Source organism: Paraburkholderia sp. 31.1 (genome assembly GCF_014397645.1).
GTDB lineage: Bacteria > Pseudomonadota > Gammaproteobacteria > Burkholderiales > Burkholderiaceae > Paraburkholderia > Paraburkholderia tuberum.
This window is the reverse complement of record NZ_VZQN01000086.1, coordinates 1-11389: the sequence shown is the minus strand read 5'-3', so window position 1 is coordinate 11389 and position 11389 is coordinate 1. Positions and strand designations below refer to the sequence as shown.

Sequence of the window (11389 nt, the reverse complement as noted above, 5' to 3'; positions counted from 1 at the left end):
TGCTGCGACAGTATCTGCCCAAAGGCACAGACCTTTCGGTCTACAGTCAGGACGAACTCGACGCCATCGCCGACAGTCTGAACAGCCGGCCTCGTGCAACTCACAACTTCCATTCACCCTTCGAGGTTTTCGCCGCGACCCTCGCATCAGCAAGTCAACCTCAAGGCTCTAAACATTAAACCCGCTGTTGCGCTTCACTCTTGAAACCGCCCTTTTAGTGTTAGTACGAATGCAAAGAATCCTATCAGCACCTTTGCTATTAATCTCATTTCAGGGTCGCTCAATAAGCTAAATTGGTTATAGTGTTTAGGCTAATGGGGCAACTCCAGTAGCGGAGTCGCCCTGGGTTGAATCGAGCGAGGCGATGCCGGTGATGTCGGGTCAGCGGGAGCGGGCGACATGAGATCATTTCCGCCGCCCCCGCAAGCGGTCAGCAATGACGCCATCAAGAGAGTGGTGTTTTTTTCATTCTTGAGAGGCCGTAACACGTGGTCGGGAGAATCCCTTGATTCAATCATGGCATGCGATAGCCACAGTACATGCCAAAGCCAATCCGGCTTTACGGCAGGTAGGCCTGAAACTTGAGATACCGACTGTACGTCCGCTTTCGGATGCGCCACTGACGTTCGAATGTCGGAGGGAGCCTTCCGATGTACGGCTCATGATGGCCGGCTGGTGCCTGATGACGCTCCGTGGGAGCCGACGCACAAGGGCCCTCCGATACGCCTTGGCAAGGTGGTAACCGAGGGTTTCACGGGATGAAACTTTCGCTCGTATCCGCCGATAACTCGAGCAGGAACCACCTGGATGGCCGCCGGACAGTCCGCCGGCGCCACAGGGCGCGCCCATACACATGCCACTTCGCACGGCAGCCCTGCGCGGTTTCCATTCATTTGCACGAGGACTCAGGATGCACAAGCTCAGTTTTACGCAGAAGCTTTGGCTGCCGTTGATCATCAGCCTCGTCGCGTTGCTCGCCGTCTCCGTATCGGCGGCGTGGCAGTCGCGCGAGACGCGCATCGAAGAACGTAAGCACGACCTCACGAACATCGCGCACGTCGGACTCAGCATCGTGACGGAGTATGCGGCGCTGGCGCAAAGCGGCGCGTTGCCGGAGGCGGATGCCCGCAAGCAGGCACTCGAACGCCTGCGCGGCGTCCGCTACGGCGAAGACGGCTACTTCCTCGTGATCAATTCGAAGCCGCAGATGGTGATGCATCCGATCAAGCCGGCACTCGAAAGCAAGGATCTCGCGGGCAGCGCCGATGCCGACGGCCGTCACCATTACGTGACGTTCGCGTCGACCGCACAGGCGCCGGACGGCGGCTTCGTCGACTACGTGTTCCCGCATTCAGGCGCGGCGTCGACACAGGCGGTCGGCAAGATCGGCTACGTGGTGCGCTATGCTCCGTGGGATTGGATCATCGCAACCGGCGCCTATGTTGACGACATCGACGCTGCGTTCATGGCGTCGTTGTGGCTGATCGGCGCGATCTTCGTGGCCGTGTCCGCGGTCCTCGTGACGCTCGTCGCGGTGACGAACCGCAGCATCGCGCGCATGGTCGGCGGCGATCCGGCCTATGCGGCCAACGTGGCGGACGCGATCGCATCGGGCGACCTGACGGTGGCGATCCGCACGCGCAACGGCGACACGTCGAGCCTCCTACACGTAATGCAGCGGATGCGCGACGCGCTGACGGGTACCATCTGCCAGATCAAGCATGCGTCCGACAACGTCGCGTGCAGCGCGAACGAGATCGCGAACGGCAACGCGGACCTGTCGTCGCGCACCGAGAGCCAGGCGGCGTCGTTGCAGGAAACGGCGTCGAGCATGGAGCAGATGACGGCGATGGTCCGCCAGACTGCAGACAACGCGCGCACTGCCAGCGAGCTTGCGGCCGGCGCCGCGAAAATCGCGAACCGCGGCGGCGACATGGTCACGCAGGCCGTCGCGGCGATGAAGGGGATCTCGAACGAATCGGGTCGCATGGTCGAGATCATAGCGACGATCGAGGGCATCGCATTCCAGACCAACATCCTCGCGCTGAATGCTGCGGTTGAGGCAGCACGCGCGGGCGAGCAAGGCCGCGGCTTCGCAGTTGTCGCGAGCGAGGTGCGCAGCCTCGCGCAGCGTAGCGCGACCGCCGCGAAGGAAATTCGCGAGCTGATCAGTCATGCGGTGGACAGCGTCAGCAGTGGTGCAACGCTGGTCGAAAACACCGGCTCGACGATTGACGAAGCGCGCGACGCGATCATGCGTGTGACCGGTGTCGTACAGGAAATCGCTGCGGCCGCGGCGGAACAAAGCTCCGGCATCGACCAGGTGAATCTCGCGGTCACGCAGATGGACAGCATGACGCAGCAGAACGCGGCGCTCGTCGAGCAGGCGGCGGCCGCGGCACAGTCGCTGAAGGAGCAGGCGATGAGTCTGCAACGCGCGGCCGCGGCGTTTCAGGTGGGCGACGCTGACGCTAACGGCGGTGCACAGCTCGCGCCGGCTTCGGCGCAGCACCGCGCAGTGTTCGCGTAAGGACGCGCGCCGCAATCTCGCGGCGAACCTTGCGTTTCATGGCACGTCTGCGCGTTTTTTTGAACCGTCACCTTGCGACCCACTACGGACACAGAAACCGGCGCCACCTGTACGGCGGCTTCCTTGGCAGAGGCGACGCCAGGATGTCCGCGTCTTGGCGCGAGTCATTGGCCCGACATTCTGGGCGGTCAAAGCACCCGCGTACGCGGTCCATCGTAGCGCCGGTCGTGATCGGCTATTCCAGTCATCGTTCAGGACATCGAGCGGGTGGTGCTGAAGGCCGGATGAGGCGCCGCACACGAGAAAAGCGCGCGGCCGTCCTCACAGCGCCGGGGGCGGGCCAAAGAAGCCGACGATATGGGCAATGCGTCCCGTGGTGTCGAGTTCGCCGAAATCGCGCCCGTCGACGGCAACGGTTCAGTCGGGCAACATCATCTGCCAGGTGAAATGAATCTTGCCATGGTGCTGGTCGGCCCTGCTGGTGCGAACGAGTCTTGCGCCCGCATAGGCCCGATGGAAGCCGGCGATATGGGCATGGAGCGCTGCGCGGCCTGGCGGAACGGCACTCGTCGGATCCTCGTAGACGCCGCTATCGCCCCAGGATTTCTCCAGCAAAGCGGTGCGCGCCACCTCGTCCTTCTCGTTCCATGCGGCGCAATACGCGCTCACGATTTCGTCGAGCGTCATTGTTGACTCCGGTGAAAGTATGCCAGCCGCTCGCGCGGCCACTTGTCTTGCTGCAGGCCGCGCCGTTGCGCCGCACGTGCGGACGATTCTGCTTCCGTTCTTGCCGCTTGCGCAAGCGGCACCAGAGGTGGCGCCAGGGCTTGCAGCCGTAGGTGGGCAAGAGAATGCTCAACCTGGATCTGCGAAGCGTTGGTTACGTCCAACGTCAGCGCCGTCACGCGTGGGTCAGTATTTGGAAGTGCGCCCCGAGTGCCCGCAAAAACTCTTTTCGCTCCTCTATTGAGAGCTTCTTTGACAAGGGCCTCACCGACGCCGCGGTTGGCGCCGGTGATCAAGGCTGTCTTCTCCGCGATATTCATAACGTTCTCCCTTTAGTTGGTTGTCGTGCGCTCCTGGGACATCGATGCTAGTCGGGCAACGGAATGGCGGAGGCGAACACGCCGTCGGGATCGAAACGGCGCTTCAAGGATCTCAACCGAGCACCGTTGCTGCCGTAGGCATCCCGCACCTGTTCTCGATCACGTGGTACCAGGAAATTGGCGTAGCCGCCTGGCAACGCAAAACGGGCGAGGCCTTCCCAAAGCTCCTGCGCCCATTGCCGGTGCTCCGCGCCGTTACCCGCGTCGGGTTTCCAACCGGCGATGATCTCCACCATAAAATGTTCCCGGCGCAGGCCGAAAGCCATCTCCTCTGCAGCGATACGCGTGGCCGCGCCGTGGGCGTGGTGCCAGTTGACCATAGAATAGGGCGACGTCTTGCAGGCGAGTGCCGTGATGATCGCATCGACGGCACCGGGCGTGAGCACGGACAGTGAGCGCGTCCGGGTCTCCCAATGGCAGCCGTCTGCCGCATCCAGCGCCGCGTCGAACAAGGCAAGCATGTCGCCGTAGGTCGTCGGCCCGACCTGGGCAAGCTGAGGTGTACCAAGGGCTTGCAAGTCACGTATGACCTGCTCGCCCCTGTGCTTGTCGCCATTCCACAGCGGCAACAACAATAGCGTGGGCTGGCCATCCGGGCCGGACGGCATTCCCATAGATACACCGAGTTCGTCAGGCATGGTGGCCGCAAAGGCCGCGTAGCGGCGCAGCACCGATTCGGCCTCGCTCCAGGAATACACAATTGGCCCCGCGAGCATGTGACGCATCTCGTGCAGACGGAACCGCAGAGACGTAACCACGCCGAAGTTGCCGCCACCGCCCCGGATCGCCCAGAACAACTCCGGCTCCTCATCGGGACCGGTGGCCACGAGCCGCCCATCCGCAAGCACCACATCAGCGCCAAGCAGGTTGTCCGCTGCCAAACCGTATCGACCGTTGAGAGGGCCATAGCCACCACCCAGGGCCAGGCCGGCTACGCCAACTGCACCGCAGTTGCCCAATGCCGCGACTAAGCCGTGGGAGCCGGCGGCCACGGCCAGGTCCTTGGTCGTGGCGCCCCCTGCGACTGTCGCGACTCGCGAGCGCGGGTCCACGACTACTTGCCTCATCCTCGCGAGGTCAATGACGAGTCCATCCGGGCACAAGGCACGGCCTGCCCAGTCGTGCCCGCCGCCGCGCACCGAGAGCGGCAGGCCATTGCGACGCGCGACACGCACGGCTGCCTCGACGTCGGCGGACGTCTCACACACTGCAAATAACGCAGGCTGGTTCTCCACTGCTCCGTTCCATATCCGCCGCGTGCGAGCATAGTCATCGTCGCCGCGCAACACGACTCTTCCCTGCATCATGGCGCGCAGTTCACGCGCCGCGGTCAGCTCCGAAGCAGTATGTGTGGTCGCTACACTCATCAATTACTCCTCGTATGATTTCGCGTTACGATTGATTCGCGAATTTGGGGTACCTACCGGACGCCGATAATCATCGAATCCGGGCCGAGCAGCGGCTCGACCCGAACCTCCCGAAATCCAGCGTCGACAGCGTTCCGGATGGGCTGGTCTTCACGACGGGGAGTTTTCTCTACCAATCGAACCCGTCCATTGGCGGCCTGCAATCTCGAAGTGCATGTGAGTTGACCGGTCACATCAATACAACACCTTGTGGGCTGTCGTCATTCCATAAGCGGTACTGGGCGTTGCCAACAAAAAGTACGTAGGACTTACGTATGAATGTCACCGAGATATTGATCAAAAGCCGCAACTCACAGCCAGCTGGTCATCCAGGTCGACGACCTGATCACCTTCGGCCTTCAGTCCGGGCCCGACGTCCAGGCGGCGCAGATTGGCGACGGCAAGCTGGTCGACGCCCAGACTGCGGAGAGTGTCCTCCACACTGGCCCGAAGTTGCTCCGGACGTTGATCCGGCCCGGTGATCCGCCTGGCTATTCGGCTCAGGACTGGGACGCAGCTTCGATTCCGGCAACCGGTTTCCAGTTCGGCAGGGGCGTCACGTAGTGCAAATCGAATCTGCGCTCCGTGAATGCCCAGTGGCCGTCACGGCGCTCGAACCGGTCGTGATAAAGGCCGCTGATCTGGACCGGCCCCATCTCCGCATGGGTAACCAGCGCGTTGAGCGCCACCTTGCCCGTGGCGAGGTCGCCGTTAATGTCGATCAGTGGATTGGCCGTCCAGTGATGCATGTACGGGATCTGCGCCCAGTTCTTGTGAGCTGACTCGATGATGGCATCGATACCGGTACAGTTGCCGAACGCGTCGCCCAGTAACAGACTCGCATCGCTATGCCAAATGCTGCGCAGCAGTGCCTCATCGCGATTGTCGAACGCCTGACTGTATGCGGCGATGAGCCGGTCCAGCGCGAATTGGCTTTCGAGTGCATCGATCCGTGCAGCGATATCCTGGGTAGTCGCCATGTGTTCTCCTTGAACGTTTCATTGGCTGGTGATACAAGCAGTCCTCTTCACGTCGGGCTCTCCCTCGACCTCCTTTCACTATCGCGATACGCCCAAGCGCCATGTCGATGCAACTGACCACACGTCGGATCAGTGTTTGCCGAAGGCGAATGACATGTATCGGCACCCTTGATCGGAGCCGCGAAGCCTTGATGCGTCTGTTTGCCCTCTACGAGGCGAACTTATCGGCGCGTGTTGTGTTGGCCAGCAGGGACGGCGGCAGAGCGCATCCGGCGCTAAAATCTCATAGCGCCACCTCGCCTTATACGAGTTCCACGTTGTACCTTTCCAGCCAGTCCGACATCGCAAGTGCGTGATCGATGTCCGATCGTTCCCAACCAATACTGACTTCGTTCAGCGGTTGATCGATCAGCTCGCGGACCGCGTCCAGGTTGAAAGTCTTTGCCGTGCGCGGCGTCGAATTCGAGATCACGCTGTCCATGCCGTCACGCAACGCCTGTTCATACGCAGGGTCTTGCGTGGCCGGATAGGGGCTTTTCACGCGTGTGAGGATGGCTTCCGGCACGACGTCGCTGGCTGCTGCGCGTAGCAGGCTCTTCTCGCGTCCATCGAACGTCTTCATGCTCCATGGGGTGTTGAACACATACTGCATCAGTTCGTGGTCGCAGAAAGGCACACGCACTTCGAGGCCTACCGCCATGCTCATTCTGTCTTTCCGGTCCAGCAGGATCGGCAGCCAGTTGACGAGATGAAGGTGGCAGATCTCACGCATACGCTTCTCGACGCCGGACTGGCCGACATGCGGTACAGCGCGGAGTGCCTGGGCGTAACAGTCGGCCTCATACTCCTTCAGGCGAAGCTCCTGTGACAGGTCCGGCGACAACAACATGTCGAGCGTCGACGGCACAACCAGCATCCACGGGAAAGTGTCGAGGTTGACGGTTTCCGGCGTGTGGAACCATCTATAGCCGCCGAACACTTCGTCGGCTGCCTCGCCGGACAATGCGACCGTCGAATTCTCGCGTACTGCCTTGAAGAGCAGATAGAGCGATGGGAACAGATCGCTCCCCAACCATGCCGAGTCGAGCGCATCGACGACGGCACGCCGCACCTGCATGTTCGCGAGCTCGCGATTGTTCAACACGACCTCCGTGTGCCGCGTCTTCACCTGCTTGACGAATTCACGCACGAACGGCGTATCGGCGGTGTCACGGTACGCGTCCTTGACGAACTTCTTGCCATGATCCGCAAAATCTACAGAATAGGAGTGCACCGCGTTGCCGCTTCGTTGTCGCAATATCCGATCAGCCATCGCCGTGACGAACGACGAATCGAGCCCGCCCGAAAGCAGGCTGCAAAGCGGCACGTCGGCGACCGTCTGCTGGTGCATGATCCGGTCGAGGTGTCCACGAATCGTTTCGATCGTGACGTCTAGCGAATCGGTATGCTCGTGGCCCTCGAGCTTCCAGTAGCAGCGTTGGGCGATGCCATTGCGAGACACGCGAAGCACGTGTCCAGGCTTCACTTCGTGCATGCCCTCGTATACCGCGTCGCCGGGCATGCGGAACATGCTGATCACGTGCCGCAAGCCATCTAGCCCGACACGTGGGACAATTTCCGGATGAGCCAGAATCGCTTTCGGCTCGGAACCGAACAACACGCCGCGGCCGAACGGCTGATAGAACAGCGGCTTCACGCCTACACGGTCGCGCACCAGCAACAACTCTTCTTTGCGCGCATCCCAGATCGCGAACGCATAGATTCCAACCAGGCGATCGGCGAACGATTCGCCCCACTCGAGGTAGCTTCGCAGCACGACTTCGGTATCGCTTCTGCTCGTGAAGCGATGGCCTTGCTTTCTCAACTCATCGCGTAGTTCAACGAAGTTATAGACTTCGCCGCTGTAAGTCAGGCATGCAATCGGCTTACCTTCGTCGGTAGCTTGCATCGGTTGCGCCCCGCCTTCCAGATCGATGACGGAAAGCCTGCGGTGACCGAGTGCCGCATGGCGGTCGATCCAGATACCCTGTGCGTCGGGGCCGCGCAGTGCCATGGTGCGTGTCATCGCCTCAATGATCGGTTTTTGCTCGTTCAGGTCGCGGTCGTAATCTACCCAGCCAGCGATTCCACACATCGTGCATCTCCCTTGCAATCTGAAAGACATGCAACAGGCCGATCGTCATCTAGCTATCTGAAATCAAACGGATCCAGACGAAGCGGTTGCATGGCTTCCTCGGATAACACCTCACAAGATAGAAAATTCCGCGGTATTTGGCGGATAGGTAGATGTCTGGTTCTGTTGACGATGTTGTGACACTCTGCTGGAGACAGAGCATTTGCAAAAGCGGCCAGAAGCGGTCATGCGCCTCCTGTTTCTTGACGGTCTTCCGGCGCACTCAGTCTTCCTTTGTTGTAGACGGCTCCCTGAAAACAGCATCGCGCCCTTCTCCCGCGGCACGGAATAAAGGCACTGCTACGGCTGTTTTCTAGCTAAGTCCGCTGAGTCGCGGACTGTCCCGCTCACAAGAATTCATCGTGGTGCACGTTACGCCGAGCAGGTGCTTTACTTCCAATTAACGTCGCAGGAGCTAGGATGCCGAATCGTTTTTCAGGTGAACGCGCAGTTGTCATTGGCGCAGGAATGGGCGGACTGCCCGCAGCACAGGCGCTTGCCGACTACTTCAGGGAAGTCGTCGTGCTCGAACGGGATGCGCTTCCGTCCGACTCGACGCCTCGGCCTGGCGTGCCGCAGGGCAAGCACCCGCATGGGCTGCTTGCCGGCGGCTTCAAGGCACTGTGCGACCTGTTTCCGGGTTTTTCATCCACACTCGTGCAGGCAGGCGCCCACTCGGTCGACTCGGGTCTCGAGGTATACCTTGAGTATCCAGGACAGGATCCGTTTCCGGCTCGCAGTCTCGGTGTAGCAACCTTTACGATGACGCGTCCGCTGCTCGAGCTTGCCGTGCGTCGTCGTGTGCATGAACGCCCGAACGTCGTCTTTCGCGACGGGTGTCGCGTCGTCGCCATCGGCGCCACGCCTGACGGCAATTCGGTCGCTTCGGTTTCGTACAAGACCCGCGGGGGCAAGCTGGAGATATTGCCGGCCGACCTCGTCGTCGATGCGTCCGGACGCGGCAAGCCTACGCTGGACTTACTTGAGGCTACCGGCCGACCCATGCCTGAGGAGACGGTCATCGGCGTCGACTTCGGTTACTCGACCGCGGTCTATACGATTGCGCCCGATGCGACTCCCGACATGAAGGTCATGTACACCATGCCCAAGGCGCCGGAAGAAAGCCGTATGGGTATCGTGCTTCTGCGTGAAGACGGCAAGTGGTTCGCGGCACTCGGAGGACGAGGCACAGACACGCCGCCCGCCGACGGCGACGCATTCGCCGACTACGCCGCAAGCCTGCCGACTGCCACCGTGTATCACGCGATCAAAAACGCCACCCTGCACGGCCACATCGAACAGTTTGCGTTCCCTGAAAGTCGGCGGCGTCACTTTGACAGCTCCAACGACTTTCCTCGCGGACTGATCCCGATCGCCGATTCAGTGTGCCGTTTCAATCCGGTCTATGGACAGGGAATGAGCGCCGCCGCGCAGGAAGCTGTCGTGTTGCGAAATCTGCTCGCGGCGCACGCCGGCGATGCCGATCCGCTTGCCACACTCAGCAGTGAGTTCCTGTTAGCGATCGAGTCGATTGTCGAGAACCCGTGGACGCTGGCTGCGTTGCCGGATCTGGCCTATCCCGACGCGCGGGGCAAACGCCCGGCCGATTTGGAGAAATCCATTGAGCACCATATTGCGGTCACCCAGGCGGCGCACCAGGATCCTGATATTCATAAACTGCTTATCGAGGTGTTGAACCTGTTGAAGCCGGTCAGCGCGTTAAAGGCGCCGGAGGTCATGCGCAAGGTGACGAGTGAAGAGGTCAAAGCGTGTGTAGGGCCACACGGCGCGCGGCGCAGCGAGCCTTCCGCCTCAGGCGCAAACCCAGGCTACGCAGATGCAAGCTAATCAGATGTCCATAGCGAAGGTCGCAGACGGGTTGCGTCCCGCCGCAGTGCCATACGTCAACCCAATTCTGACAGGAGCGCGTTCATGACCGAAGACATGCCGGACTTCAACTCATTGGCGAACCCGTATGAGCGGTTTGCTGAACCACTGACCAGCCGTTTTTGCGAGCGGGCAGCGGTTTTATCTGGCGTAGGCAGTAACGAGCAGGTGATCGACGTGGCGACCGGTACGGGCGCACTTGCGCTGATTGTAGCGGCTATGGGGGCCCGGGTTCTTGCCACCGATATCGCGCCTGCCATGGTAGCGCGGACCAGCGAACGATTACGTCCGTTCCCGGAATGTGAGGCGCGAGTGATGGACGGCGCTTCACTCGACGCCGGTGACGCGAGTTTCGACGCGGCGTTTTCGATCTTTGGCGTGATGCTGTTTGCGTCATGGCGGCCGAGTCTGGCTGAGCTCGTGCGCGTCGTTCGGCCCAATGGGCGGGTCGTTGTGGCAGCCTGGCCAAGCCGGTTTGGCGCCACGCCGATGGTGATCCTGGATGGCGTGTTCAGCCGAGTCTTCCCCGGCCGATCGCTGTTGGGCGCAAATGGCCTGAATGAGTGGTCGCAAACGAGCTTACGAAGCGCCGTAATTGAAAGTGGCTGCTCCGACGTCACCGTGACGGTTTGCCAGACGATCCAAAGCGCTGCTTCGGTCGACGTCTTGTTGGAGAAATTTGGCCCAGTATTTCACTTCGTGCCGAGCTATGCGGCCTTGACAGACGAGGAACGCGCGCGGCTTCACCCCCCTCTCAAAGCGGCTTTCCAGGCGTATGCGGAGTCGGACGGCTCAATCAACCTGCCTTCATTGGCGCTCATCGCAGTCGGGCGCAAGTCGAAATGAGGTGATGCCTGTGCGGACAAACTGCTCGACCTGCTCTTGTCGCAGATGGCTGCACAGACCAAACATTGGATATTGGCTGGAAACTTTGTTCCCGGGTCGTGGCGGGTGTCGGGCGCGAGCGCGCTGACTGCCGACAGCTACGGAGCCTTGCCGCCTTGGTGACTTATCCCGGTCGCCGCCTGATCGGGAGTGCCTCTTCTGGCCTGAGGGAGGCGCTGTATCGCTTGCTTACACCAAACTATCGTGTAGTGCCTGAAGCCGAACTAGTGCCATGAGTTGGAAATTCGCATACGACACTTTGGCCAGCCATTCGTAGCCCCTAACAAAACGGGGAGCTAGGGAAACGCTGATTAATGGAACTCGGCGGTCATCGCTCACGTAGCCGAAGACGTTATAGAAGGCAGCTCACAGAACGGACTCACGAGGATGAAGAGGCAGATCGGCTTCGCGGAAGCGGAAAT

The 11389-nt window shown here is 60.9% G+C and carries 9 protein-coding genes and 1 pseudogene; 4 read left to right on the top strand and 6 right to left on the bottom strand.

Annotated elements, in window-relative coordinates:
• A pseudogene (locus tag F6X37_RS34330) lies at positions 1–179 on the top strand (IS30 family transposase); the annotation flags it as partial.
• A 731-nt stretch (positions 180–910) separates the two neighbouring features.
• Positions 911–2530 carry a methyl-accepting chemotaxis protein gene (locus tag F6X37_RS34325; RefSeq protein WP_187614465.1) on the top strand — a complete coding sequence of 540 codons (1620 nt, stop codon included), beginning with the start codon at positions 911–913 and terminating at the stop codon, positions 2528–2530.
• Positions 2531–2947: 417 nt separating this feature from the next.
• Here F6X37_RS34325 and F6X37_RS34320 read toward each other — a convergent pair whose 3' ends face one another.
• The 6 genes from F6X37_RS34320 to asnB all read right to left on the bottom strand — a co-directional run bounded on the left by F6X37_RS34320 (position 2948) and on the right by asnB (position 8156).
• Positions 2948–3217, bottom strand: a complete 270-nt coding sequence (locus F6X37_RS34320) for a nuclear transport factor 2 family protein (RefSeq protein ID WP_187614463.1) — start codon at positions 3215–3217, stop codon at positions 2948–2950.
• Positions 3214–3576 carry a hypothetical protein gene (locus F6X37_RS34315; protein ID WP_187614461.1) on the bottom strand — a complete coding sequence of 121 codons (363 nt, stop codon included), beginning with the start codon at positions 3574–3576 and terminating at the stop codon, positions 3214–3216. The genes F6X37_RS34320 and F6X37_RS34315 overlap by 4 nt, the downstream gene beginning before the upstream one ends.
• Positions 3577–3623: 47 nt before the next feature.
• The gene (locus F6X37_RS34310; protein WP_222945028.1) at positions 3624–5003 is read right to left on the bottom strand and encodes an FAD-binding oxidoreductase; all 1380 of its coding nucleotides are present in this window, start codon (positions 5001–5003) and stop codon (positions 3624–3626) included.
• A 336-nt stretch (positions 5004–5339) separates the two neighbouring features.
• Complete coding sequence (locus F6X37_RS34305) at positions 5340–5483, bottom strand: hypothetical protein (protein ID WP_221307583.1); 144 nt, start codon at positions 5481–5483, stop codon at positions 5340–5342.
• A 59-nt stretch (positions 5484–5542) separates the two neighbouring features.
• Positions 5543–6022, bottom strand: coding sequence for a nuclear transport factor 2 family protein (locus F6X37_RS34300; protein WP_187614459.1), 480 nt, complete (start codon positions 6020–6022; stop codon positions 5543–5545).
• A 301-nt stretch (positions 6023–6323) separates the two neighbouring features.
• Entirely contained in the window at positions 6324–8156 is a 1833-nt protein-coding gene (gene asnB / locus F6X37_RS34295; RefSeq protein WP_187614457.1) for an asparagine synthase (glutamine-hydrolyzing), read from the bottom strand.
• Positions 8157–8615: 459 nt separating this feature from the next.
• On the opposite strand from asnB, the gene F6X37_RS34290 reads away from it, so the two are divergent.
• Positions 8616–10043: an FAD-dependent oxidoreductase gene (locus tag F6X37_RS34290; RefSeq protein WP_187614455.1), complete on the top strand. Its 1428-nt coding sequence runs from the start codon at positions 8616–8618 to the stop codon at positions 10041–10043.
• An 84-nt stretch (positions 10044–10127) separates the two neighbouring features.
• A complete protein-coding gene (locus tag F6X37_RS34285) occupies positions 10128–10928 on the top strand; it encodes a class I SAM-dependent methyltransferase (protein ID WP_187614453.1) in 801 nt (266 codons plus the stop codon).
• Positions 10929–11389 lie beyond the last annotated feature (461 nt).